The organism is Rhodopirellula halodulae, from assembly GCF_020966775.1.
GTDB classification, from domain to species: domain Bacteria; phylum Planctomycetota; class Planctomycetia; order Pirellulales; family Pirellulaceae; genus Rhodopirellula; species Rhodopirellula halodulae.
In genome coordinates, this window is sequence record NZ_JAJKFV010000029.1 from 310,991 (window position 1) to 337,263 (window position 26,273).

The window sequence follows — 26,273 nt, forward strand, 5'->3', positions numbered from 1 at the left end:
GCGAGTGATGGCGAGTGCCGCAGTTTCACCTGGGAAACTGTGGCCGTCTTGCCACTTGTTGAGTTTGGTCTTGACGGCGTCTCGTGAAATTGACGATCCGTTCGGTTGGAACCGCCCGAAACTTGAGCGAATCCGACTTCGAACGGAAAAAAAATGCCTGTCCCCCAACGTCTGCTCTTCATACCGCAACACGCCTCGCCAAAGAATCGTTCCGGACTGGGAATGATTGGCGGGTTCTGTTTGATGCTTGCTTGGTTGGCGGTTGGCGGAGTTTCGGCAGCGGTGGCTCAGCAATACGCGGTGACACCGATCAGTTCCGGCACCGTCGATCCGTACGCAACCGCGGGCTACAACACGACGACCTCCGCCAACGGTTTCTTGGCTGGTTTCCCGAGTCAGAATTTTCCGTCGACTCTGTTCGTGCCCAACGTTGTGCAGCAAGATCGTTTGTGGCTCCGGACGGAATACATCCGATGGTGGGCCAACGGGATGGAGACACCTGCTTTGGTGACCACCAGTCCCGATGGCACAGCTCAAGCCGACGCGGGTGTGTTGGGACTGCCAAACACCAGCGTCCTGTACGGTGGAGAGATCAACGACGAGAGCACCAACGGAATTCGTTTCCGCGGTGGTTTCTTCATCACACCGGCGTCCGCGTTTGGAATCGAAGGAGAATACTTTCGGATTGGATCCAATACATCCGGGTTTGGTCGCAATGGTGGTGACCAAATTCTTGCCCGTCCATTCTTTCGAACCGACACGGATGTCGAAACAGCTCAGCTGATCAACTATCCCGGTGTCGTGGATGGGTCGCTCGCGATCGGAGCGGCCTCGAAACTCGATTCTTACTTGATCAATGGCCGCGTCGCATTGTGTCCAACCTGCGGTGGCAACTGCGTGACCTGTCGCAACACCGATCGAGTCGATTGGTTGATCGGTTATCGCCACATGAAGCTGGACGAAGCGTTGACGTTCGGGGAAACACTGGATTCTCAATTGGTTGGTGCACCAGGAACCATTGTCCTGGCTGACGCCTTTCGAACGACCAACGATTTCGATGGTTTGCAGTTGGGAGTGACTTACCAAGCCAATCTCAAACGCGTGTGGTTGGAATCCATGCTGCGAGTCGCGGTCGGTAACAACAAGCAAACCGTTTCCATTCGTGGGAACACCTTCATCACGGAAGCCGGAGTGACGGAGAACTACAGCGGTGGTCTGTATGCCCAACGCGACAATTCTGGCAACTTCAGGCGGGATGAATTCACCATGGTGCCCGAGATCGGTTTCACCCTTGGAGTTCATTTGACAAGTTGCTTGGATGCGACGGTTGGGTATTCGTTATTGTATTTTCCCAATGTGGTCCGTCCCGGAGACCAAATCGACCGCGACGTGAATCCTGATCTGCTGGCACCACCAGGGACGGTCGCTTCACCTTCGCGTCCCGAATTTCGGTTCATTGAAAATGACTATGTCGCTCATGGCTTGAGCTTTGGCGGCCAGTTGAGATTTTAAGATCTCGTCGCCACTTCGCTGCCGCTACACTGCGAGTTGACCCCAGCACTGGACCGTCCAGTCTGATTTTCAACTCAAACGTGTCCTGAGATGTCAGCAACGCCACGTCTGAATGTCTTCTTGAGCGTCAGCATCTCATGCTTGCTTCTCTTGTCGTTGTCGGCCTGTCGGCCAAAGCCGAACCGGCCAACCCCTGAACCATCGCGGTCTCAGGTAGAGCCAACAGACACTGCCACCCAGACGCCGGTTGCGAAGGAAAGCAAGCCGACACTTGTGGGGATCCGCCGTTTGCTTCAGCAAGGAAATTCGCGGGAAGCTTTGAGCTTGATCCGTCCGTTTCTTCTGGAAGACCCTGATCGAATCGAAGTGGTGTTTCTCGCTGCGCAGGCCGAACATGCATCAGGAAATTCAAAGCAAGCGTTTACATTGTTGGACGAGACAGCCGAGCGAATTCCGCAAAGTCGAATGGCTATTTGGTCGTTTGGATCGCAATTGGCCTTGGAAAGCGGAGAACTGGCTCAAACCCTGAGCTACTTGCAACGAATCATCGCCGAGGACCCGCAACAGGTGAACGCTCTCCGGAAGCTTGCGTTGCTTCAGAACCAGATGGGACATCGAGCAGAGGGCAACGTGAATTTGCGTCGGTTGCTTCGGCGTTCGCCCATGACGACTGGGGACCTTTATTGCTTGTTGACGCCGCATCTGCAGGTCCATGACAGCCAGCAGTCTTCCATCCCAATGCCCTACAAGACTGTCGCAGTTGCTCGTGAGTTGCTGGAGGCAAATCGCCACTCGGAAGCGTTGCGATTGCTTCAGGAGGATCAAAACGAAGGTGCATCAAACGCAGCGTCCATTTCGCTCATCGCGAGAATTCAAACGGAGATGGGGGCGTTCCAAGAGGCAACGAAAACGTTGCTGGGATCGTCTGGTGAGTGCCATCTTCAGCCGGACCACTGGATCGCGTTGGGCAACTGTTGGTTGGCCAATCACGAAAGAGAGCGGGCCAAACAAGCATTCTTAAAAGCGGTCGCCTTGGAACCGTTGCACACCTCGGCTCTGAGACGTCTGGCGGTTGCCCTGGCTCAGTTGGGGGAGCAAGAGGCAGCGGACCGAGTGAATGAACGGTCGGCGTTGGCACGCGATCTTTCCGAGTTGGCGTCAACGATCATCGAACGGAAAGGTGATCTCGCCCGGTCGTGTGAGATTCTGGCGAATCAATTGAAGGACGTCGGTTTGCCGTTTCAGTCACTCGCTTGGCACTTCAATGCAATTGCCTATTCCAATCCAAGAATGGCTCGTGTGGACCAGCACCTGCAAGCCATTGAACACTTGCAAGCAACCGTCTCGACGGAAGAGGCGGAGAAATTGCAACGAGTTGGACTGATGGAGCCCATGCTGGACGCAACGGATTGGTCCTCGTTGGCGGATGGTTTTTCTAAAGAAACTGCAGCCAAGACAAACGAACCGGTCGCGGATGATTCGTCGCGAATTCAACCGAAGTTCAGCAACGTTGCCGCGGAAATTGGGTTGCATTTCCAGTACCGCAATGCGAATCCGCCAGTGACGAAACACTTTCTCTTGCACCAGCCTTTGGGTGCTGGGGTCGCTTGCCTGGATTACGACTTGGACGGATGGGTGGATGTCTATGCCGCTCAGGGAGACGGCGACGGAAGGTTGCCGGGAGCATCGCCAAACTTCTTGGCCCGGAACCTGGGTGGCCATTTCTCGTCCGTTGCCGATCGGGCCGGAGCGGATGACCGGGGTTACTCCATGGGGCTCACCTGCGGCGATATCAACCAAGACGGATTCGCGGACTTGGTGGTTGGAAACATGCAAGTCAATTGTTTGTATGTGAACCAGGGCGATGGAACGTTTGAGCGAAAGGACATCCTCGGAAATTGGCAAGACGCCACCTACACCACCGGCCTCGCAATTGCGGATGTTTCCGGAGATCAACTCCCTGACGTCGTCGAAGTGAACTATGTGGCGGATTCAAGAATCTTTAATCCGATTCAATTCGACGCGTCGGGGCAGCCAATTCGTTTGCCTGGTCCCATGCAGTTCACCGCCGGCCCCGACCGACTGTTTGTGGCGACGAAAGATGGTGGATGGGCCGACGGTGAATGGGCGGGAGAATTTTTGGATCCTCGAGTTGCAAATGGAGCAGAACCTCATCGCGCGATGGGGTTAGTTGTGGGTGACATCGATGCGGATGAAGCCAATGAAGTTTTCATCGCCAACGACCAGACACTGAATCAGCTTTGGGAGTTCGATCGAGATCATGATTCCGGGGGCTTGGCAAGGTCCGAAGAAGCGATCCTGCGAGGCGTTGCAGGAGGAGTCGCCGGTCAACCCTTGGCGAGCATGGGAATCGCGGCTGCTGATTTCAATCAGGACCAATTGCTCGATCTGCAGGTCACCAACTTTGACGACGAGTTGTCGAATTTGTATCTGCAACAGAAGGATGCAAGTTTTCGCGATGCGGTCTTCTCAACCGGATTGGATCTCTGCTCCAGAACCATGTTGGGATTCGGCACGCAAGCAATTGACTTCGAAAACGATGGCGACATGGATTTGGTGGTTGGCAATGGAGACATCGAAGACAACCGACCCAATAAATCGAGCTTCAAGATGCCAACTCAATTGTTGGTGAACCATCGACAACGCTTCGTGCTACTGAGCGAGGAGTTGCAAGAAGGGTATCTGCGACAAGACCATCTTGCCCGAGCGGTGGCGAAGTTGGATTGGAACCGAGATGGTCTCGTTGATGTGTTGATCGGTGATGTCATGGATCCGCTCGCGCTGCTTGAAAACCAGACCGACACGCCAAATGGGTTTGTGCAATTGCAGTTGGTCGGAACTGAGTCTGAGCGAGATGCCATCGGTGCGATCGTGACAGCGATATTCAGTGAATGCGAGACTCGGCATTTTGTCCTCACGGGAGACGGGTACATGTCACGGAATGAGGCGATGGTGCAAGTTGCAATTCCGAAGGACCGGGAACTGCGCCGAATAGTTGTGAATTGGCCGTCAGGGCGTGAGCAAGCGTTTGATCTATCAGACGAACGCCGTCGGGGACTCATTGTCGAATCCCAAAACCGCGTTCACTGGTTTCAACTCGCGCCATGACAAACCCCGATGCAAACACTTGCGTCGTTCTTCGAACTGGGATTACTCTGAATTGAGGTGTTTCCACTTCCCCCTTTGTTTTGAGTTCTTCAATGAAGCTTACGAAAGTGTTTTTGGCGTTGTGTGTTGCTGTCGGCTCGGTCTCTGTAATCGGGTGCGCTCCCGACAACAGCACGACTCAAATTGAGCCAGCTGCTGAGTTCAGCTACGACGACAATGCTTACGAAGAAGAAATGGACGCTTCCACCGAGGCCCAGCAGCAGTAACTGTCTGAAGATTTTTGCAAAAAGTTACAGAAAAACCCGGAACCTTTGGTTCCGGGTTTTTTTGTTGAACGATCGAAATGCGACGGGGAAATATGAAATTACGCGTGTCGCATTTTCCAGGTGGCGTGGGGTGAGGTACCAGAACTCAAAGCATTTTGGCAAAAACGCCGTTGTCGCAAATGATTTCTCTATAGACAGCTTGTCGCGCAGATCAGGAGATCTGATCGGGGGCTGTGGGTGGCTGCAAGGTTGTTACGGTGTCTTGATCCTCCTTTGTTGCTCATTTTGAGTGATAGAGAAGGCCTTAAGTCCTCCCTACCATCTTGCCGTAATCAAAGGTGGCTCGGGCTGGTTGTGGATGTTTGCCACTGCCCTGCTCGCCACTTATTCTCTTTTCTCTATCTATTTGGAGCGCAGAATGGTTCGGAGTCGAACAAAAGCGTCTGGCTTCACGCTGGTTGAATTGCTGGTCGTGATTGCCATCATCGGTGTCCTTGTCGGGCTGTTGTTGCCCGCAGTTCAGGCAGCACGCGAGGCGGCTCGCCGCATGCAGTGCAGCAACAACTTCAAGCAAATTGGCTTGGGGATCCACAATTACCACTCAGCCTACAACGCTTTGCCGAAACAGGCTGGTGGAACGTATGTGGACGGTGACTGGGGCGGATCGGGGCCAGGCCGTACCACTAACCGTTTTCGTTTGAGCTGGTTGCCTGCAGTGTTGCCGTTCATTGAGCAGCAAGGATTGTGGGAGCAGATCAGCAATCCCTACAACTTGGACATGAATGGGAATGCGATCAGCCCAGGTTTCCCACCAATGGGACCGGCACCCTGGGGTGGAGCGTATCGTCCTTGGTTCACGGAAGTTGGTACGTTCCGTTGCCCAAGTGATCCGGGGCGTGGTGCTCCTGCACACGGCCGTACCAACTACGCCGCTTGTATTGGTGACAGCACTGACTGGGTCAACCACGGCTACATGCGTCACACTGGCGGACGCTGGGTGCTGACGCCGAACAACGGTCAAAACGCGAATGCGACCAACCGTGGCTTCTTCTACCACCGTCGTCAGTTGAAGTTCCGCGATGTCTTGGATGGTTTGTCCAACACGATCGCTTGCGGTGAGATTGCAACGGACTTGGGTGACAACGCCATCACGACCAATGCTCGCTACGGTGTTGGTTGGGGAACGATCCACAACAACCCGGCTCACTGCCGTGATCAGGCTGGTTGGATCAACCCCGCTCGTCCACAGTTCTGGGATCCAGATGCCGCAGGGACCGGAAACCCCGGGATCCGTACTGGTAACGCGGACTGGAAGCGTGGTTTCCGATGGATGGACACGCCGATCTTGTACACCGGATTCAACTGCATCTTGCCACCCAACGCTGAAATTTGCTTTGGCGGTGGTGGTGACTTTGATACCGGTGCCTGCCCGCCAAGTAGCCGTCACCAAGGTGGTGTTCACGTGTTGATGGGTGACGGTGCAGTCAAATTCATCACGGACTCCATTGATACCGGAAACATCCGAAATGGTGTGGTGATGCTTAACCAAACCGGCAATCGCGCTCCTGGTTCGGAGAGCCCGTACGGTTTGTGGGGTGCTTTGAGTACGCGTGCAATGAAGGAAATCGTCAACATCGACGATCTCTAGGAGATGGGATCCGAACGGCTTGAACGTTCGGTTTCATTGACTCTCTCTCGAACGGGGGCTGGATCTATTCAGTCCCCGTTTTTCTTTGGTGAATCGGATTGGGGTGAACTCAAACACCTGTGTCTGCGGTAGTCTTTGGTGTCTCAGACAACTTTTTCACGATTCGATGACATGATGAAATTTTCGGGCGTCGCGACCGCCATACTTGGATGGATGATTTTGCTGGGGTGTCAGCCGAGCAATCGACCGCAACCAGAGCAAACTCCTATTGAGACCGTCGTTGAATCGAAAGGTGGTGATGAAACCACGTCTGCTGACGCGAACGAAAAGATTCAATGGAAGCGGCAAATTGCCACCGTTGTTTCGCAAAGGGACGCGGATTCGTTGAGCAAAATCGCTCGACAAGTGATGCTCAGCCCCGCTGCCGACGCCGAACTCTACGAGTCCTTGGGCGAAGCTTGGCAGGTCATGGGCAATCCCGGGAAAGCAATCGAAATGTTCGATGCGGCGTTGGAGGTCGCAGATGAACCGACCGCGGACTTGTTTGAGAAGACGGGCCACGCTTACATGGCTGTGGGACGAACCTTCGACACGATCGAACTGATGAAGCGGTGTGTCAAGCAGCACCCAGACGATGCGAAACGTCGTGTCGATTTGGTGGGGTTGATGATCGCGCAAGCGTTGGAGCGTGATGCGATGGTGCACCTGCAACACTTGATCCAGCGTGGACAAGCGGGAATCTCTGAACTGGTCATCGCCAGTGACGCGTCGCGGCCTCAAGCTGACGAGCAGATGAGCGAGCAAGCATTGAAACTCAACCCGAGCGATTTGCGGCCGAAGTACGCTTTGACACGTTTTGATGCCTACAAGCATCGCTGGCAGGTCGTGAAAGACGGGCTCATTCCAGTGGTGCAGAAACATCCTGATTTCACACCCGCGTGGGCCTACCTGACGCGAGCCGCCGTGGAAACAAATGATCGCGAAACGCTTGCGAAAATTTCCTCCCGGGCTTTCAACGCTGACTACGAAAGTCACCCTCAGGTTTGGATCGCTCGAGGGGTCTGGGCGAATCGAAACGGCGATTCGGATCTTGCTTCCGCTGCTTTTGCCGAGGCTGTCCGGTTGGATCCGAATCACCACGAAGCGTTGACAAAATTGACGACCGCGTTGGCCAAGTCTGGCGATCTGCAGCTAAGTCAAAAGGTGTCGGTTCGTGCGGGGCAAGTGAACGAGCTTCGTGATGCCGTGGATGGCTTTCTTGGATGGCGCCGAAACTCACAGCGATTGGCAATGATTGTTGCGGAAAAATTGCAGCAACTTGGACGGCAATGGGAAGCGGTGGTTTGGCTCCGCGCCGCGTTTACATTGCCTCAGGATCCCGCTGAAAATGTGAAGCAGGCGTATCTCGACGCCAGGGCGAAGTTAACGAGCAACACCCCGTGGCAAACCTTCGATGGCGAATGGTTACCAGAATCGAACGAGACCAAAGCGATGCTCGCGAAAGCGAAGGAGTCCGGATGGTTTATGAAAACGTCGGCGGGCAGTGGGGAATCGTCCATCGCCGCGGATTCGAACCCCAAACGCCAGCCGCCAAAGCAGCCTGTCGCGCAGAGAGGTTATCGACTGGAGGACGAGGCAAATCAGCGCGGTCTGGTGCATACCGTTGGGCTCAATCGTCCTCGTTCGAAAGATGGACTGTGGCTTTGGCAGTCAGGGCTCGGAGGAGCGGGGGTATTGGACTTTGACTTGGATGGTTGGCCAGACCTGCATTTGACCTCGGCAGGCGGTGTGGAGGGTGGGCTCCCCGGTGACCGGAACGGGACGCCGAATACGACTGTTCGGAATGTGCGAGGACACTATGTTGATGTTTCCGAAGCGACCGGTCTGGCCGATCCCGGGTACACGCAGGGCGTTGGTGTGGGTGACTTCAACGCGGATGGATTTCCAGACTGTTTGATTGCAAACATCGGGTTCAACACGCTTTACTTGAACAACGGCGACGGCACGTTCGCTGATGTGACGACGTGGATGTTGAAGCAGCCTGAACGCTACGTCGACGACACGGGTAAATCCATCGTGCAAGTGGGCACGGATTCACGGCACACCTGGACATCGTCAACCGCGATTGCTGATGTGGACCATGATGGACTGTCGGATCTCATCGAAGTCAATTACTGCGGGGGGCCGACTCCTTACCAGCAACGCTGCATGGATGAGACCGCTCGCGAGTACCGTTCTTGTCAGCCAATCTCGTTCCCAGCGGAGCGAGACCGAGTCCATCGTAACCGCGGTGTGATTTCAGGCGGGGAACTGTTCGAAGATCGTTCGGCGGATTGGCTGCAGCGCTGCGATCCGGGGCGAGGTCTTGGTGTCTTGGTGGGGCAGCTCGATGGGACGCTTGGTTTGGACATTTATGTTTCAAACGACATGACCGCGAATCATTTTTGGCATTTCGATCCTTTGTCCGGCTCGCTTCAAGAACAGGCGACCATCCGAGGCGTGGCATTCAACCATCAATCGGCGGCCGAAGCATCGATGGGAATCGCCGCGGCGGATGCGGATGGAGACCTCGATTTGGATCTCTATTTGACGCACTTCACGGACGAGTCCAACACGTTCTATGAGCAAACTCGGCCCGGTTTGTTCGAAGACAAGACGGAGGCAAATCGCCTCGGCGAATCGAGCCGGGACATGCTTGGATTTGGAACCCAGTTTGTCGATTTGGATGGAGACCGTGTTGATGAACTGGTGGTCGCCAACGGTCACATTGATGACTTTTCACACGACGGTTTGCGTTACGAGATGCCGGCTCAGTTGTTGGCGCTGAACCCAGAGAACCATTGGGAATGGGTCGCGGGTGATTCCGTGGGGCCTCACTTTGATGAGTCTCGCATGGGACGTGCGATGGCCATCTTGGACGCTGACCGAGACGGACGAAACGATTTGGTGGTGACCGATTTATTTCGTCCAACGGCACTGTTGATGAACCGAACACCGCAACAGTCTGTTTCGTTGCAAGTGCGTGTCGTCGGAACACGTTCTGAACGTGATGCCATCGGAACAACGGTGATCGCGAAGACATCGGCGGGAAAGCAGATGCGGCAACGGATGGCTGGATCGGGCTATCAATGTTCAAACGAGTCATTGTTGACGTTTGCGATTCCGGACGGCGACCCGGACATCGAACTGGATGTGGTCTGGCCCAGTGGACTCGAGCAGTCCGTTCGTGTCTCGGCGAACGAGCGCGAGCTGTTGTTGATCGAACCACTCACCGGCGAGTGATGGTTCACTCCCACGCGTCGGCGCTGAGTTCCATCCATCGATCTTCGGCTTCGCCAAGCTCCGCTTCGATCGTTTGAATTTGCTCGTGCAGCCGGACCGCTTCTTCTGGGTTGGTCTCGTTGAGAAGCTTCGCGTTGAGCTCTTTCTTGTCATCATCCAGCTTGGCAATTTTTCGCTCGAGGTTTTTGACCTCTTTTTCACGCTTGCGTTGTTCTTTTTGGTCGCGGCGTGAGTCTTGGCTGGCTTTGGCGGTTCCCGTTTTAGGAGCGGTTCCATTTGCCTTCGAGTTGGCATTGCGGAGTCGTTCGCCTTCTTCGATTTCCTTTTCAACGGCTTCGCAGTAGCTCGCGTAGCTGCCGAAGTAATTGCGAACGCGACGGTCGCGAACTTCGATGACGTTGGTGGCGACTTCGGCCATAAAGTGGCGGTCGTGACTGGTGAAGATCACTGTGCCTTGGAAGAGCTTGAGGGCTTCGGCCAAAGCTTCCACGGTTTCGACATCGAGGTGGTTTCCGGGTTCGTCCAAGACCAGCACGTTGCAGGTGCTGAGCAACAGGCTGGCCATGCAGACTCGAGCGCGTTCACCGCCTGAAAGTACCTTGATTTTCTTGTTGATTTGCTCGTCGCGAAAAAGCAACGCCCCGGCCATGGCGAGCACGTCTTGGCGAGTGGTTTCCGGGTCGGACGAATACTCCAAGTGCTCCAGGATGGTCTGCCGTTCATCCAGCGTCGTGTAGACGTGTTGGGCGTAGGTGCCGATTTCGATGCCATGACCCCATTTCAGGTTGCCTTCGATTGGATCCAGCGAGTGGACCAACGTCCGCAGCATCGTCGTTTTTCCTTGGCCGTTGTCACCCACGATGGCGGCGCGTTGACCGTGTTCGATTTCCAAGGTGATGTCTTCCGCGACGACATGGCCGGGGTAGCCAATTGCCAATCCGTCGCAGCGTACCGCGGTGCCCTGTCGCGGCTGGACACGCGGGGCACGCATGTGCACGGTGGGTTCGTCGCCAACGATCTCGGTCGTTTGCAATCGTTCCAATTGCTTGGCTTTGCTGCGTGCCTGGCTGGCGGTGGAGGCGTTGGCGCGGTTCTTGTCGATGAACCGTTGCAATTGCTTCTGTTTGGCGACCACGGTGGCGTTGACGCGGCGTTCGTGTTCTCGCCGTTCTTCGCGGTATTCCAAAAAGTCGTGGATCTTGCCCGGGAACATGGTCAGTTGCCCGCGGGACAATTCCAACGTTTGGGAGCAGGTGGCTTTTAGGAAGGCACGGTCGTGGCTGACGATCAACGCGGCTTTTCCAAAGTCACGCAAGAAGTGTTCCAGCAGGATTTGGGTGCGAAGATCCAAGAAGTTGGTTGGTTCGTCCAGCATCAGTAGGTTGGGATCGTGCAACAACAGCGCCGCCAATTTGACTCGCGTTTGCCATCCTCCGGAGAGGGCTTTCACCGGACCCTCCAGGTAGTCGCCTTTCAGTTCGAATTGGCCCGCGACTTGTCCGCAACGCCATTCGGGTTCACCGCTGTCTCGCATCAAAAAGTCGAGGGCTGATTCGCCTTCATGAAACGGATCGTGCTGACGCAGGTAACCAATCCTCAAATTGGGGTGGTGAATCACCTCACCTTTTTCCAGCTCCTCCTCACCCAAGAGCACCTTGAGAAGCGTCGATTTCCCGGCACCGTTTCGTCCGACAAATCCGACTTTGACATCGTCCACCAGGGACACGTTTGCACCGTCTAGCAAGACTTGATCGCCAAAACGTTTCTCGGCGTCACGGAGCTGAATTAAAACGGCCATTCTGAGTTATTTCTGAAAACGTTTGGTGGCAACGGATCGGACAAAGCGGTGGGAAAAAACGTTCCCAAAACCAGCCAGCTTCGTCAAACGTAGCGAGAACCATGGAAAAGTTCACCCGGTCGTCCTACCCACCCGGTGATCGGTTCCGTACAGTAGACTTGAACGCAACCTTGACGCCGTTTCTTTGTCGGCAAGTGTGGCGGCCCACTCCCCCCTTCCACGTTTCCTTCCTCCTTTGCGGTCTGCTTGGCGATGGCGGTTCGCTGCGGGACTTATGAATAGTTATTCGTTGGATTACATCGACGATTTGTACGTGCAATATGTACGTGATCCGTCGAGCGTTTCGGAAACTTGGCGTCAGTACTTCGAGCAATTCCTAGTGGGAGCCGGTGCGCGAATCACGCCACCGGCATCGACTGCTTCGAGCGGTGATTCCCCCAGCAATGGCTCCTCCGCCGGGGCACGGACCGTGGTCAGTCCCGCCTTTGCCAACGGCCAGCCGGGAAGTTCCGCGGACGTGTCGGACCGCACGGGATCGACCGGTGACCAGAACGTCGATCAAGCGTTGTGGTTGGCCCGGATCCAAGATCGTGTGGACCAGTTGGTTCGCGAATACCGAGTGCGTGGGCACTTGGTGGCAACGCTGGATCCGTTGGGTTTGTTCGAGCACACTTGCCCGGAGCTTTCGCCGCGTAGCCACGGGTTGAGCGATCAAGACCTTGCTCGTCCCTTTGACAGCAGCATTCTCGAAAACGTATCGGGCAGCACGCTCGACATCATTCTGAAGAAGCTGCAGTCGACCTATTGCCGAAGCATCGGTGCGCAGTTCATGCACATCGACAATCGCAACATTCGTGATTGGTTGCAGCGTCGGATGGAAACGACCGAGAACCGCTTGGATCTGTCGCACGAAGTTCAACGACGGATCTACACCCGGCTCGCCGATGCAACGATTTTCGAAGAGTTCGTGCGACGCAAGTTCGTTGGTGCAAAAACCTTCTCGCTCGAAGGCGCGGAAAGTTTGATCCCGTTGATTGACTTGGCTCTCGAAAAAGCCGGTCAGCATCAGGTCAAAGAAGTTGTCATGGCGATGGCCCACCGTGGTCGTTTGAACGTGATGGCAAACATCCTGAAAAAACGGGCGATGAACATTTTCTGGTCGTTCGATGACCCCACGCCGGAGCTGAGTCGTGGTGGCGGGGACGTGCGGTATCACTTGGGATACAGCAGCGATTGGAAGACCGCCTCCGGTGACCATCTGCATATTTCTTTGTGCTTCAACCCGAGCCACTTGGAATTCGTCAACACGGTGGCTTTGGGGCGGACACGCTGCAAACAAGACAATCGCGAAGATCGCAGTCGACAAGACGTGATGACGATCTTGATTCACGGCGATGCGGCGTTCGCGGGCGAAGGGATTGTTCAGGAAACGTTGAATCTCAGTGAGCTGAAAGGTTATCGCACGGGCGGTACGCTGCACGTTGTCGTCAACAACCAGGTTGGGTTCACGACCGAACCGGATGAAGGACGCAGCACAACCTACGCCACCGACGTGGCCAAGATGCTTCAAATTCCGATTTTCCATGTCAACGGTGAAGACCCGGAAGCGGTCGCCCAAGTCGTTTCCTTGGCGATGGATTTCCGTAAAGAGTTCCACCGCGACGTGGTGATCGATTTGTATGCCTATCGTCGCTGGGGTCACAACGAGGGCGACGAGCCTCGGTTCACGCAGCCGCAGATGTATGCGGAAATTGACCGACGTCCAGGAGTTCGCCAGCAGTACCTAAACCGTTTGTTGAAGCTCGGCAAAATCACGGAAGAAGAGGCGGATGAAATCAGCCGCGATCGCACCGAAAAGCTGGAAAGTGAGTTTGAGGCGAGCAAGAACGAATCCTTCACGCCTGACACCCAAACGCTGGCTGCGAATTGGAAAGAATACTTTGGTGGTCCGGAGCCTTCGGATGAGGTCGACACCACCATGCCGGTGGAGCGTCTCAGCGAATTGCTGGACACGCTGACTCGATTGCCTGAAGGGTTCTCGCCTCACAAAAAACTGAAACGCCCGATGCAGCAGCGCCGAGAAATGGCCTCGGGTGATCGTCCTTTGGATTGGGCTGCTGCGGAAGCCGCTGCATTCGCTTCTTTGCTTGACGCCGGGCATCCGATTCGGTTGACGGGTCAGGACTGTGAACGGGGGACGTTTAGTCACCGTCACGCTGTGCTGCACGACATGCGAGATGGAAGCGAATACTGTCCGCTCAAGAATTTGCGGGAGGGTCAGGCTCGGTTGGAGTTGTTCAACAGCCCGCTGAGTGAGGCCGGTGTGCTCGGGTTTGAGTACGGGTATTCGCTAGATTGCCCAAGTGGTTTGTGCTTGTGGGAAGCTCAGTTCGGTGACTTCTGGAACGCTGCCCAAGTGATCGTTGACCAGTTCATCGCCAGCGCGGAAGACAAGTGGAACCGCTTGTCGGGTTTGGTGATGTTGCTGCCGCACGGTTTCGAAGGGCAGGGGCCCGAACACTGCAGTGCTCGCGTCGAACGATTCCTCGCCATGGCCGCGGAAGACAACATTCAGATCTGCCAGCCCACCACGCCGGCGCAGTATTTTCACTTGTTGCGACGCCAAGTGATTCGCAAATGGCGGAAGCCTCTGATCGCGTTGACGCCCAAGAGTTTGCTGCGGCATCCGGAAGTCACCAGTCCGCTGAAAGTGGTGGCCGAAGGGAGTTTCCGGAAGATTCTGCCAGACCGTAAAGTGCCATTGGAAGGTGCCAAGCGGTTGCTGCTGTGCACCGGCAAGGTCTACTACGACTTGCTACAAGAGCGGACGGAAAAGGAAATCGAGGGCGTGCCGATCATGCGGTTGGAGCAGCTTTACCCGCTGTCCCCGGAAGAAATCTTCGCCGCGTTTGATGGACTGGCCGAAGGCACCGAGATCCGCTGGGTGCAGGAAGAGCCGGAGAACATGGGTGCGTGGCCGTACTTGAAGCTCAAGATTGGCGACGAGTTGAACAAGCGATTCCAGTTCACAAAGGCGACTCGAGCCGAATCGGCTAGCCCCAGCACCGGATCGATGGCGGCTCACAAGTTGGAGCAAATTGATTTGATCCAGGCGGCCTTCGAAGGCGTCACCAACTAAACGGCCGCAGGTCTGATTCTACGGGGCGCATTTCGCTGGGCACACGCTTGCTTCGGATGCATCGCGTCCGTCGGGCTCGTGTCATCGCAGCGAGGTTTGGATTATGGCCAAGCCTCGTTGAATAACTTGGCAACCAGGTCGTCGGTCCAGGCCGTCCCGTCGTGCTGGGAGAAACCGTGGTGACCACCGGTGGGCATGGTCAGGACACGAACCGGTCGCGGGAGTCGGGCTTCGATTTCAGTAAACGATCGCACGGGGACCAGCGGATCATCTTTGGCGGCCACAATCATGGTCGGCACTGAAATGTGTTGCGTCACCACATTGGCCGAGGACGAAGCGTAATAGGCTCGTTCGTCGGGAAAGCCAGCCATCGGGGCCGTGATGCGACGGTCGAATTGCCGCAGAGTCTTCGGCGTTGGGCCATCGAGCAGATTGCCGAGTTCTTCCCGCATTTGCAGGGTGGTTTTGGCTCGGCCAAGCAATTGTGTGATGAAGTAACGATTGTAAAACCTCAGCGTCCACGATTCCATGTGATCGCTGCAGGCTTGCAGATCGACGGGAGGGGCGATCGCGAGCAGCGGCCCGATGCGATCCCAGTTGGCGGGAGGATCGTCGAGTCCCGCACCGACGCGACCCGCAGCGCGAAGAAGCTGGTTGCCTCCCAGGGAAGTTCCGATTGCCCCAATGGGTGCAGACGTGTCTTCCGTGAGTTGACCGATTAGCTGAAGAGACGCCAGGACATCTTCGCTGCGTCCGGCGTGGGTGATCCCGCGGCAAAGCTCGATGGATTCACCGCATCCTCGCATGTCCAGCCGGAACGTTCGAATGCCAATCTGCAGCAACCGCTGTGAGAACCGGATCATGTAATCTGCCGCGTGGCATCCGCAAATACCATGCAGCAAGAGCACGCTGCCTCGCGGATTGGTTTGCCAGGTCTCGGGTTCATCATCGTGCAGCACCAACGTGTCGCCACCGCTAACCGGCAGTCGATGCTTTCTTGAATGAATCTGTTGCTGCAGGCGTTTCCAATCGTCAGCACGAAGGCTGGAACGGGGCGCGAGCAAGGTTTGCAGGTGGCCACCGCGACGCCAACGATGAGGTCGAAAGCTGGGCGGATCGAACCGATGCACTGAAAAGGTCATGTCGCTAAACTTTCGGTCATGAAAACCATTCGCACTTTTGTGGCCATCCCGCTGCCTTCAGATATCGCTCGTACAGCATCGCGTTGGATGGCGGAAACCAAAACCCCCGGAGATGGGATCAAATGGGTCCCCGAAGAGAATCTTCATCTCACGTTGAAGTTTCTCGGCGAAGTCGACAACGTCGAAACCCCCGCCGTTTGCAACACGGTCGAAGATGCTTGTGAAGAATTGGATCCGTTTCCGTTGGCACTGGGCGGAGCATCAGGAATACCGGTGATTGATCGTCCGCGAGTGTTGACCATCGACGTGGATGATCCGACGTCATCGCTTGTTCAACTGGTTGCGGATTTGGAAAAGCGTTTTGCTGCCTTGGGGTACAAACCAGAATCGCGTGACTATCGACCTCACTTGACGGTCGGTCGCACCCGCAGTGGAACTCGGCGAGCCAATTCGGCGGTTGTGGACCGCTGGCGGCGATTCGCAGACGACGAGGTTGGCGAAATGACGGTCAATGAGCTGCATGTTGTGGGAAGCTTTCTCGAAAAGCATGGCCCCAGCTACAACGTCCTTGGGCGTGTGCAGCTATGACGGCTCCTGAGACAGTTGCCAGGGAATCTGCGAGGTCGCAAAGTCAGGAGTTGTTGCTGTCGATTGAGTCGACCTGTGACGAAACGGCGGCAGCGGTCATCGAGCGATCGGGGCGAGTTTTGGGGCAGTGCATCGCAACGCAAGAAACGCTGCACGAGCAGTTCAACGGCGTCGTGCCGGAGATCGCCGCGCGAGCCCACTTGGAACGGATTCTGCCGGTCATCGATACGGCAATGAAACAGGCCGGCGTGATGGGAAAGGACCTGACCGCCGTGGCGGTTGCTGATCGGCCAGGGTTAGCCGGATCGTTGTTGGTCGGGGTGGTGGCGGCGAAAACGTTGGCGCTAGCGTGGAATCGACCGCTGATTTCATTGAACCACCTGCATGCGCACCTGTATGCGTGCCAGTTGATCGACGGAGCACCCGAGGACATTTACCCGTCGTTGGGGCTGATTGTTTCCGGAGGCCACACCAGCCTGTATTTGTGTCATACCGCGATTGAGCTGGAGTATCTGGGCGGCACGATCGATGACGCGGCGGGGGAGGCGTTCGATAAAGTCGCAGCGATGTTGTCACTACCGTTTCCCGGCGGGGTGGAAGTCGCGAAATTGGCGGCGGAGGGCAATGAGAAGGCTTACTCGTTCCCGCGTTCGATGATTCATGACGAGGCAGACGATTTTTCGTTCAGTGGTTTGAAGACCGCCGTGCGTTACGCGATTGCCGGGCCTGGACGCCAGGACTTTTCCAGCTTGCAGATACCCGAGCAGGTCAAACGAGACGTGTGTGCCTCATTCGAAGCTGCCGTAGTCGATGTGTTGGTGTCGAAGTCACGACGAGCGATCAAACGGCACAGGGATCGCAGTAGAGCAGGACGATTGATCGTTGGCGGCGGTGTGGCGGCAAACCAGCGTTTGCGTCGTGATCTGCAAGCGGCAGCTGACGAAGATGGCTTTGAGTTGCTGATCGCGCCACCGCACCTTTGCACTGACAACGCGGTGATGGGCGCGATTGCGTGGAAAAAGTTGGAAGCCGGTCAGTTTGCCAGTCTCGATCTCGATATCACGCCCGGGTTGCAGCGAGGGTTCTAACTCGCGGTTGCGTCGTCTTGCTTTCGCGGTGAGATGCCAGTGGTGGGACGCGAGCGGTGCGTGGATCAACATTGGTGATCGCTGCGACGGACGTGGGCTCTACCGAACTTGAGAAAATGAAATCATCGAAATCAAAGTTGACGGGCGAAACCGCTGTTCTGACTGAATTGCAGCTCAGTCATCCATCGTTGCGTTGGGTGGATCGCTACAGTCGTCTGCTGGACACTCGTTTCCGGATCCCCGGAACCAGGGTTCGGTTTGGGTTGGACTTCCTACTCGGCTTGGTGCCCGGTGCGGGGGACGCGATCAGCATGGGGTTGTCCGGTGTGCTGATCGCCACAATGGCGAAAAACGGGGCCAGCCCCAAATTGGTTCTGCGGATGCTATGCAACGTGGGGCTGGACGCTTTGGTGGGTACCATTCCGGTTCTAGGGAATGTCTTTGACTTGTTTTACAAGGCCAATCACCGCAATCTGTTGCTTCTGCGGCAATACTATGTCGAAGACAAGCATCGCGGCAGCGTCTGGCCCATTTTGATGGGGATCGTCGCGGCCTTGGTGCTGTTTCTCGCTTTGATGGTGATGATCTTCGTCTGGCTGCTGAGCCAAGTATCAGCATGGTTCGCCGGACTTACCGCGGCGTGATCCTTCTCATCCGCGGAACTTCACACGCCGGAGACAGATGTCGGTGAGCATCACGCTTCGAAAACGGCATCTCGCGTGATGAACCATTCGGGCGATTCCACCAAGCGGGATGGAAAGAGCGCGACGGGAAGGTCACTGGCTTGGCTGCGAACACTGGCCAAGGCTTGACGTTTGTTGGCACCGCCAATGAGAAACCATTTGTTCCGTGCCGAGTTGATGGCAGGGGCCGTCAGCGTGTAACGGTAAGTTTCCATCTTGGCGACCCAGTTTTCGACGAACCAGCGATCGGTTTCACTGATGGCTTCGGTTTCGGGAAACAGCGAGGCCGTGTGGGCATCGTCACCCATACCGAGCAACGCCAAGTCCCACGTTGGTGTGTCTTGCCCCGCGAAGGTTTCTCGCAACGTTTTTTCATAGGCTTCGGCGGAGGCGGCAGGGTTGTCAGGGTCCACCGGAACTGGGAAGGCACGCAGCGATTCTTGCGGCAGGTGGGAAAGCAATGCTTCGCGAACCATTCGGTAGTTGCTGTCCGAGTGATCGGCGGTCACGTTCCGTTCGTCGCCCCAGTAGAACTCAATCTTGTCCCAGGGCAGCTCCTTCTTGGCCAGCAACTCGTAGAGGCGTTTGGGGGTGGATCCGCCGGAGAGTGTGACCCGGAAAACCCCGCGTTGCTCGATCGTTTCGGTTGCAAGTTTGCAAAATGCATCGGCGGCTGAATTAGAAAGGTCGTCAAGGGTTTCAAAGATTGGCACGTTGCAGACTCAATGTGGTTGAAAGAAAGATTGGATTACAGCGGAACGTTCATTCGAACGATTCGGAATCGCTTGGGAAGGTGCCGGCCTTCACTTCTTGGCAATAGGATTGAGCGGCTTCTCGCATTGCCAAACCGACATCCCCGAAAGAACGCGTGAACTTTGGCGTGTACCCGGACGTCAGCCCAACAATGTCGTGCGTGACGAGAACTTGGCCAGAGACATCAGGCCCGGCGCCAATGCCGATGGTGGGCACACTGATCGCCTCGGTGACGGCGGCGGCGGCTTGGCTGGGGACGCATTCGATCAGCACAACGAAGGCACCCGCCGCCTCAGCGGCTTTGGCATCCGCGACCAATCGATCGATGTCGCGTTGCAATCGATAGCCCCCGAGTACGTGAACACTTTGTGGCCCCAGTCCAATGTGAGCCATGACGGGGATACCGGCCCTGACCATTGCCTCGATGCGTTCCGCTTGTTCCGCACCGCCTTCCAATTTGACCGCGTGACACTGGGTTTCTTTCAGGACACGTGCGCCGCATTTCACGCTGTGCAGGATGTCCAGTTGGCCGTCAGGAAAAGGCAGGTCGACGACGACCATGGCACGCTGCGCGGCGCGGCCCACCATTTCGGAGTGATAAATCATTTGATCCATCGTCACGGGCAAGGTGGTGGAGTGTCCTTGCACCACCATTCCTACGGTGTCGCCAACCAGCAACACGTCGACTCCCGCCTCATCCAAAATTTTCGCGGTGGGAAAATCGTACGCGGTGAGCATGGTGATTCGATCGCCACGCTCACGCATTCGTTGCAAGGTTCGGGTGGTGACCCTCGGGTTTCGCTTTTCCTTATCCGTCATGCTGTCCGCTTTTCGCTGAAGTGGTTCACTCGGCGGCGGTGCGATGCAACGTCATCAGTCGAATCTTCACCCCGCTGGAGTCACCATCGTGGCCCATGATTCTCGGACTGGTCAATGACAGGCGACCGGGGCCCTCCGACAAAGTCAGTTTGCCAAGGGAGAGGCTTTGCCAATGTTTCTCGTCGCTTTCCTCGCGAGGCGACCGGTCTTTGTCCAAAAAGATCGGACCGGAAGGATTGGCTCGCGAGATGGCTGTCCCGGTTGAGTCAGATGAGGAGGCCGACTGCTTCGGATTCCACGTGAGCTTCAATTCGGTGCCGACTGAAGCTTCCGGGCACGCGTAATACAGCTCGACTTCGTAGGTGCCTTTTGCCAGCACGTTGACGTCCCAGGTGATGGCGTCCTCGGTCGAATGCCACTGAGTCATGTAGCTGCTGTTGGGAAAGCGATTGCTGCGGCGGATCTGACCAGTCGCCTGCGCGTCGCGGGCCGGCAATTGTGTCCACGCGTGTTCGGGATGGCCGACCGGAAAAATTTGTTCTTCCGAATAATTGCGATCTTTGGGCTGGGTTTCCTTGATCCAATCTTCTAACGCTCGGCGGAAACGTTTCGCGGCAACCGGTTTCTGGTCGGCGATGGAATTCGTTTCGCCCGGATCCGCATGCAGGTCAAAGAGGTCGCCGTTGTGGTGATATCGGTATTGGTTCGAGCGAACGCTGAACTTCCCTTTCCAAGCGGTGAAGATCAGGCGTGGCTTGGGCGAGGACGATGGATCGGTCAGTGGACCGCGGAGGGAGATACCATCCAAAGGCCCCGCAGGTGATGGAACATTCACATCGCAAAAGTCTGCCAGTGTCGGAAGCAAGTCGATGGCTCCGGCGATGCCGCCAATCGTTCGGCCAGCCTGAATTGCCGCCGGGTAGCGGATCAGGCAAGGCGAACGCACGCCGCCCTCATGCACCGCCCCTTTTCGGCCTCGAAGACCGCCGTTGTATCGCCAACCGTTGGGGCCATTGTCGCTAAAGAACACAACGATGGTATTCTCGCTCAATGAGTGTTGGTCCAGTGAATCAAGGAGACGCCCCACGTTCTGGTCGATGTTCTCGCACAATGCCAATGCGGCACGAGTATGTTGAACATTTTCCTTCTTCGCGTTTTCGGGGCGAGGGTCAGGGGTAATCGATTTCTCCGCGAAGTCATCCCAGTTTTCATCGGGGACCTGCATTGGCGAATGGGGTGTGTTCAGCGGCAAGTAGACAAAGAAGGGATCTTGTTGATGCTTTTCGATGAAGTCGATCGCGTGTTGTGTGAGATCGTCAACCAGAAAGCCTTCGCCTTGAACCACCCGCCCGTTGTGCTCCAGCATGGGTGAAAAGTAATTGCCCCAGTGGCCGCTGCAAAAACCGTAGAACTCGTCGAAGCCACGCGCGTTGGGGTGATAGGGAGCCTGCATTCCGGAGTGCCATTTCCCAAACGCGGCCGTCGCGTACCCGGCGTTCTGGAACGCATCCCCGATGGTTTGCTCCGACAGATCGAATCGTTCGCCTCCGGCGGAAGTGCTGAAGACGCCGCTGCGAGTGTGGTAGCGACCAGTGAGAAATTCGGCTCGGGTGGGCGAGCACACCGCGCAGACGTAAAAGTTTTCGATCTGTGCGCCGTCGCGGGCCAGGGAGTCGATGTTGGGCGTTTGGAGGTTGGGATTGCCGTGCAGGCTTAGGTCTCCCCAACCTTGGTCGTCGGTCAAAATGACCACCACGTTCGGGCGAGAGTTCTCTGTGGTTTTCGTTTCGGCCGCGCAGCTTCGAGTACCGCAGAACGGTGCCAGCATCGAGTTTGCGATGAAGAACAAAACTCCAGCCATCAGGCTGCGACGTGGGGAGTGGGCGAACAAGATGATGCTCCAGGGGATTGGTCGATCAAGCGTTACCGCTTTGACCGGAAAAACCGGTTTGATTCGTGCAAGCGGAACGCCAATAGGATAGCTGACGGATTTTATGGCCGGGGAGTGAGCGGCGATGGACGAGATTCCCGCTCCGCGGTGGCGACATGCCGGGGCGGGACTATCCTGTTGTTCATTGCCGCGGTTCATCACCGCGACCCAGGCATTCCGTGTCCCAGCCACGCATTTCACAGTCGTTTTCTCTCTTTTAAGAACGATCCATGCGAGTTCGAAAAGCCGTCATCACCGCCGCCGCTCCCAATCAAAACACGCTTCCGCTGCAACGATTGGTGGATGGATCTGGCGAAGAGAAAACGGCACTGCAATTGATTGTTGAAGAAACGCTCTCCGCCGGTGTGGAAGAGATCTGCGTGGTCATTCAACCCGGCGATGAAGAGAATTATCGCAGAGCCGCGGGCGGGTCGCTGGGGAATTTGCACTTCGTTCATCAAGACCGGCCGTTGGGTTATGCCGACGCCATTTTGAAAGCCGAAACATTTTGCGGGGACGATGCATTCTTGCATCTCGTTGGGGATCACCTGTATCTATCGTCGATGGCCAAGAGCTGCGCGGCTCAATTGGTTGAAATGGCGGAGCAACATGCGTGTCCGGTATCCGCGGTGCAATCCACACGCGAACATCGCTTGCCATATTTTGGGATTGTTGGTGGCGCCAGCGTGCCTCGTTTCGATGGTCTGTATGACGTTCGCACGGTGGTCGAAAAACCAACACCGACTTTGGCCGAGCAATCTTTGATCACGCCGGGGCTTCGAAGCGGTCACTACCTGGGCTATTTCGGAATGCATGTGCTGACACCTGCGGTGTTGGAATCGCTTCATGAAGTGGTCGAAGATGAGAGTCTGGAAAGACCCACCTTGTCCGACGCCGCCGCCAAACTGCCGCACCGCGGAAAGTACCTCGCCTATCAACTTCGTGGACGGCGTTACAACATTGGTGAGCAGTACGGCGTTTTGATCGCTCAGCTCGCCATTGGGTTGGCGGGGCGCGATCGTGACATGTTGTTGACGGAATTGGTCGAGTTGTTGGCGACTCGAGAAGAGCCATCCGCGTCGGCCTCAACGGTTGCGAGCGAATCTTCGGCAGGGGAGGCACAGTGATGCAGGCTCTCGAAACGTTGAACCCACTGATTGAGACCATCACGTCCGAGAAAGCCGAGATTCGCGATCGTTCCTTGGAGTCATTGATCGAGTCGGCTGATTTGGATTCGTTGATGGCACATGTCCAAGAATTGGACCGGTACCGTCGCCAGGAAGACAATCTCTATCAGCGCGTCCGGGCATTGTTCTTTCTGTCTGCGATCTATCGATACCATTTGCCGGATCGGTTGGATCAATCGATCTCCGGCAGCATTCCGTTCGATGGCTATGAACATCTTCTAGGGCGACGGTTCCAAGAAGCCATCGATGAGTTTCTAGAAGCTCAATCAACGCACGGACCCAGTGATACGCTTTCCAGTGCACTCGCGTCGGCGTACCACGAACTGGGGTTTCAAACGTTGGCCGACCAAGTTCGGCATAGCGTGCGGACGGTTCGCGGCAACCAGTGGATGTTTCGATTAGGACACGTCGCGGAACACCCGCTACGAATCCGGAAAGAGTTGCTGCCACATCCGGATCAGCCAAATCAGTCGCCCGTTTTGAAGGAGACAACGGCGGTACGTATGGATGTGTCGCATTCAGCTTGGAGCGACATTTTCTTTCTTGGGATGGATTATCCCGAGGGTGCTCGAGTCATCAATGTTTCGGTCGACTTGGGAGTCCGCGGTCGTGACGATGAAGTGCGGCCGCCGATCGAGACCTATCTACGGGTGATCGACCAACCGGTGTTTCGTTTGGTGAGCGTCGATCTGAACGCCAGTGTCGAAGTCACCACGGTCGCGGAAATGTTCGACTTCGCGCGAGATTATCTCGGTTTGTTGAAGGCCGCCGTCATTGCCGCCGGCGTTATACCGCCGGGATTGGAAGGGTGCGGTGCCGACATGGCTTCGTTGTTGGAACGTGTGGTCGGACGTGGCAAAGGATTGGAATTGGTCTCCAAGATCAACGACATTCCAAAGGGATCTCGTTTGGCCGTGTCGACTAACTTGCTCGGTTCTTTGATCAGCAACTTGATGCGTGCTACCGGACAAATTCAATCGCTCGAAGGAGCGTTGACGGAAGCCGATCGTCGGTTGATTGCGGCGCGAGCGATCTTGGGTGAGTGGATCGGCGGAAGCGGTGGTGGATGGCAAGATTCGGGCGGGGTATGGCCTGGTATCAAGCTGATTTGTGGGCAGCCCGCTGGCGAAGGCGATCCTGAGTACGGCGTGAGTCGCGGTCGATTGATGCCCGATCACGAGGTGTTACAGGAAGACCGCGTCAGCGCCGATTCTCGCCAGAAGCTGCAGGATTCGTTGGTCGTGGTTCACGGCGGAATGGCCCAGAATGTCGGTCCGATCTTGGAAATGGTCACCGAGCACTATCTGGTTCGCGGACGCAAACAGTGGGTCGGGCGACAAGAGGCCATGGCGATCTACGATCAAGTCGTCGAGGCACTGCAAGAAGGTGACATTCGACGATTGGGAATGCTGACCACGAAGAACTTTGAGGGCCCACTGCAGACCATCATCCCTTGGGCGACCAACCGGTTCACCGACGTGATGATTCAACATTGCCGCGAAGAATACGGGGAACAATTCTGGGGTTTTTGGATGCTCGGCGGGATGTCCGGCGGGGGGATGGGGTTCATCTTTGATCCGTCAGTCAAGCAGGCTGCTCAGGATTGGTTGAGCCGGGAAATGGTGCGGGTGAAGCGAGAGCTGGAGACCGCTCTGCCATTCGCCATGGATCCGGTCGTCTATGATTTTCATATCAACGATCATGGGACCTTCGCCGAATTGCTTCCCGCGAAAGCGGCGATCATGCCACAGAAATACTACGCCCTGATGTTGCCTCAGTGGTTGCGCAAGCCCATGCGAGAGCTGTCGCCACAACTGCGGGAAGAGTTGGCTGGCATTTCACAGCGTTGCGACGACCCGTCGGATCGTGAAGCCAATGCCGCGTTGCTGCTAAGAAGTGTGTTGCCATCCAGCGGGACCGGAAAGAATTCAACTGAATTGGCCGGCGAAGAAGATTCGTTGCCCGCGATTCTCAAACGCAGTGGGTTTGATCGTTCTCAACACGAGCAGATTCGAGCGGACATGCGTGCCGGCAAGTTCGGGTTGGCAGCCAATCGCCTGTCGTCGGATTTGAAAATTACCGACGTGCGGGAAGAGCATGTTGTCGACGCCCGCAACGGTGTGGACGAACGATTGATTGAGATCGGGGCCGAGGCCATTGCCGCGGGACAGATTGGTGTGGTCACGCTGGCGGCCGGCGTGGGCAGTCGTTGGACGCAAGGTGCCGGTGTTTGCAAAGCCCTGCATCCGTTTCATCGCTTCGCTGGGAAACACCGGAGTTTCCTCGAGATTCATCTGGCGAAAAATCGAGCTTCCACGCAACAGCATGGCGGCGTGATCCCACATGTCATCACGACCAGTTGGATGACCGACGAAGCGATTCGGACTTCCTTGGAACGGACGCAAAATTATGGTCATTCAGGACCCGTGCACGTTTCCAGCGGCCGCAGCGTCGGATTGCGAATGGTGCCGATGGTTCGCGATCTGCATTTCCTGTGGGAAGAAACACCGCAGCAGGTGTTGGACCAGCAACAGCAAAAGATGCGTGAGAGTGCTCGTTCAGCCATCGCCAACTGGGCTCAGCAAGCCGGCGAGGGATCGGACTACAACGACAATTTGCCCGCACAATGCGTGCACCCGGTTGGTCACTGGTACGAAGTCCCCAATCTCTTCCGCAACGGGACCCTGTCGAAACTATTGAAAGAGCAGCCATCGCTTCGGTACCTGATGCTGCACAACATCGACACGCTTGGTGCGAACGTGGATCCGGGCTTGTTCGGGATGCACATCGATTCCGGGGCCGCATTGAGTTACGAAGTGATCCCGCGGCGTTTGGAAGATCGTGGCGGCGGGTTGGCGTTGGTCGCGGGCCGGCCTCGATTGGTGGAAGGCTTGGCGATGCCTGACGAAAAGATCGAGTTTGGCTTGAAGTACTACAACTCGATGACCACTTGGATCGACATTGACGCTCTCTTGGATTCATTTGGGCTGAATCGCGAAAGTCTGAACGATTCGGCGGCGGTGGATGCGGCTGTCCGTCAAATGGCAGCTCGTTTGCCGACCTACATCACGCTGAAAGAAGTCAAGAAACGTTGGGGGCACGCGCAGGAAGACGTGTTCCCCGTCGCCCAGTTTGAAAAGCTTTGGGGCGACATGACGACGTTGTCCGACATCGACAGTCGCTTCATTGTCACGCCAATGCGACGAGGCCAGCAGTTGAAGGAACCGAGTCAGTTGGATGGTTGGAACCGTGATGGCGGATCCGCTTACGTCGATTCGTTGTGCTCGTGGGCCGATGCATGAGCGGGCA

At 56.2% G+C, this 26,273-nt stretch carries 16 protein-coding genes; 11 read left to right on the top strand and 5 right to left on the bottom strand.

Features of this window, described 5'->3' with window-relative positions; translation table 11 throughout:
- The first annotated feature begins 153 nt into the window (after positions 1–153).
- The 5 genes from LOC70_RS14140 (at position 154) to LOC70_RS14160 (ending at position 9,837) form a co-directional block, all read left to right on the top strand.
- On the top strand, positions 154–1,512 hold the full coding sequence (locus LOC70_RS14140) for a BBP7 family outer membrane beta-barrel protein (protein ID WP_230254460.1): 1,359 nt from the start codon (positions 154–156) through the stop codon (positions 1,510–1,512).
- A 90-nt stretch (positions 1,513–1,602) separates the two neighbouring features.
- Positions 1,603–4,641 carry an FG-GAP-like repeat-containing protein gene (locus tag LOC70_RS14145; protein ID WP_390889045.1) on the top strand — a complete coding sequence of 1,013 codons (3,039 nt, stop codon included), beginning with the start codon at positions 1,603–1,605 and terminating at the stop codon, positions 4,639–4,641.
- A 92-nt stretch (positions 4,642–4,733) separates the two neighbouring features.
- Positions 4,734–4,907, top strand: coding sequence for a hypothetical protein (locus LOC70_RS14150; RefSeq protein WP_230254463.1), 174 nt, complete (start codon positions 4,734–4,736; stop codon positions 4,905–4,907).
- Between the two features lie 418 nt (positions 4,908–5,325).
- Complete coding sequence (locus tag LOC70_RS14155) at positions 5,326–6,555, top strand: DUF1559 domain-containing protein (protein WP_230254465.1); 1,230 nt, start codon at positions 5,326–5,328, stop codon at positions 6,553–6,555.
- Between the two features lie 171 nt (positions 6,556–6,726).
- The gene (locus tag LOC70_RS14160) at positions 6,727–9,837 is read left to right on the top strand and encodes an FG-GAP-like repeat-containing protein (RefSeq protein WP_230254467.1); all 3,111 of its coding nucleotides are present in this window, start codon (positions 6,727–6,729) and stop codon (positions 9,835–9,837) included.
- 4 nt (positions 9,838–9,841) lie between these two features.
- Here LOC70_RS14160 and LOC70_RS14165 read toward each other — a convergent pair whose 3' ends face one another.
- Positions 9,842–11,635 carry an ABC-F family ATP-binding cassette domain-containing protein gene (locus tag LOC70_RS14165; protein WP_230254468.1) on the bottom strand — a complete coding sequence of 598 codons (1,794 nt, stop codon included), beginning with the start codon at positions 11,633–11,635 and terminating at the stop codon, positions 9,842–9,844.
- Between the two features lie 274 nt (positions 11,636–11,909).
- Here LOC70_RS14165 and LOC70_RS14170 point away from each other — a divergent pair, with 274 nt between their 5' ends.
- The gene (locus tag LOC70_RS14170) at positions 11,910–14,774 is read left to right on the top strand and encodes a 2-oxoglutarate dehydrogenase E1 component (protein ID WP_230254470.1); all 2,865 of its coding nucleotides are present in this window, start codon (positions 11,910–11,912) and stop codon (positions 14,772–14,774) included.
- 101 nt (positions 14,775–14,875) lie between these two features.
- On the opposite strand, the gene LOC70_RS14175 is transcribed toward LOC70_RS14170, so the two are convergent.
- The gene (locus LOC70_RS14175) at positions 14,876–15,916 is read right to left on the bottom strand and encodes a YheT family hydrolase (RefSeq protein WP_230254472.1); all 1,041 of its coding nucleotides are present in this window, start codon (positions 15,914–15,916) and stop codon (positions 14,876–14,878) included.
- Between the two features lie 18 nt (positions 15,917–15,934).
- On the opposite strand from LOC70_RS14175, the gene thpR reads away from it, so the two are divergent.
- The 3 genes from thpR (at position 15,935) to LOC70_RS14190 (ending at position 18,236) form a co-directional block, all read left to right on the top strand.
- Entirely contained in the window at positions 15,935–16,504 is a 570-nt protein-coding gene (thpR, locus tag LOC70_RS14180) for an RNA 2',3'-cyclic phosphodiesterase (RefSeq protein ID WP_230254474.1), read from the top strand.
- Positions 16,501–17,592 (top strand): tRNA (adenosine(37)-N6)-threonylcarbamoyltransferase complex transferase subunit TsaD, encoded by a 1,092-nt coding sequence (tsaD, locus tag LOC70_RS14185; RefSeq protein WP_230254476.1) that lies wholly within the window; start codon positions 16,501–16,503, stop codon positions 17,590–17,592. The genes thpR and tsaD overlap by 4 nt, the downstream gene beginning before the upstream one ends.
- A gap of 116 nt (positions 17,593–17,708) precedes the next feature.
- Positions 17,709–18,236 (top strand): DUF4112 domain-containing protein, encoded by a 528-nt coding sequence (locus LOC70_RS14190; protein ID WP_230254479.1) that lies wholly within the window; start codon positions 17,709–17,711, stop codon positions 18,234–18,236.
- Between the two features lie 50 nt (positions 18,237–18,286).
- On the opposite strand, the gene pgl is transcribed toward LOC70_RS14190, so the two are convergent.
- The 3 genes from pgl to LOC70_RS14205 are packed head-to-tail and all read right to left on the bottom strand — an operon-like array spanning position 18,287 to position 21,675.
- Positions 18,287–18,988, bottom strand: coding sequence for a 6-phosphogluconolactonase (gene pgl, locus LOC70_RS14195; RefSeq protein WP_230254487.1), 702 nt, complete (start codon positions 18,986–18,988; stop codon positions 18,287–18,289).
- 49 nt (positions 18,989–19,037) lie between these two features.
- A complete protein-coding gene (gene panB, locus LOC70_RS14200; RefSeq protein WP_230254489.1) occupies positions 19,038–19,847 on the bottom strand; it encodes a 3-methyl-2-oxobutanoate hydroxymethyltransferase in 810 nt (269 codons plus the stop codon).
- Positions 19,848–19,872: 25 nt separating this feature from the next.
- Entirely contained in the window at positions 19,873–21,675 is a 1,803-nt protein-coding gene (locus LOC70_RS14205) for an arylsulfatase (protein WP_449314297.1), read from the bottom strand.
- Between the two features lie 332 nt (positions 21,676–22,007).
- Here LOC70_RS14205 and LOC70_RS14210 point away from each other — a divergent pair, with 332 nt between their 5' ends.
- A complete protein-coding gene (locus LOC70_RS14210) occupies positions 22,008–22,904 on the top strand; it encodes a sugar phosphate nucleotidyltransferase (RefSeq protein WP_230254498.1) in 897 nt (298 codons plus the stop codon).
- Positions 22,904–26,266, top strand: coding sequence for a UTP--glucose-1-phosphate uridylyltransferase (locus tag LOC70_RS14215; RefSeq protein ID WP_230254507.1), 3,363 nt, complete (start codon positions 22,904–22,906; stop codon positions 26,264–26,266). Before LOC70_RS14210 ends, LOC70_RS14215 begins: the two co-directional genes overlap by 1 nt.
- The last annotated feature ends 7 nt before the right edge of the window (positions 26,267–26,273 follow it).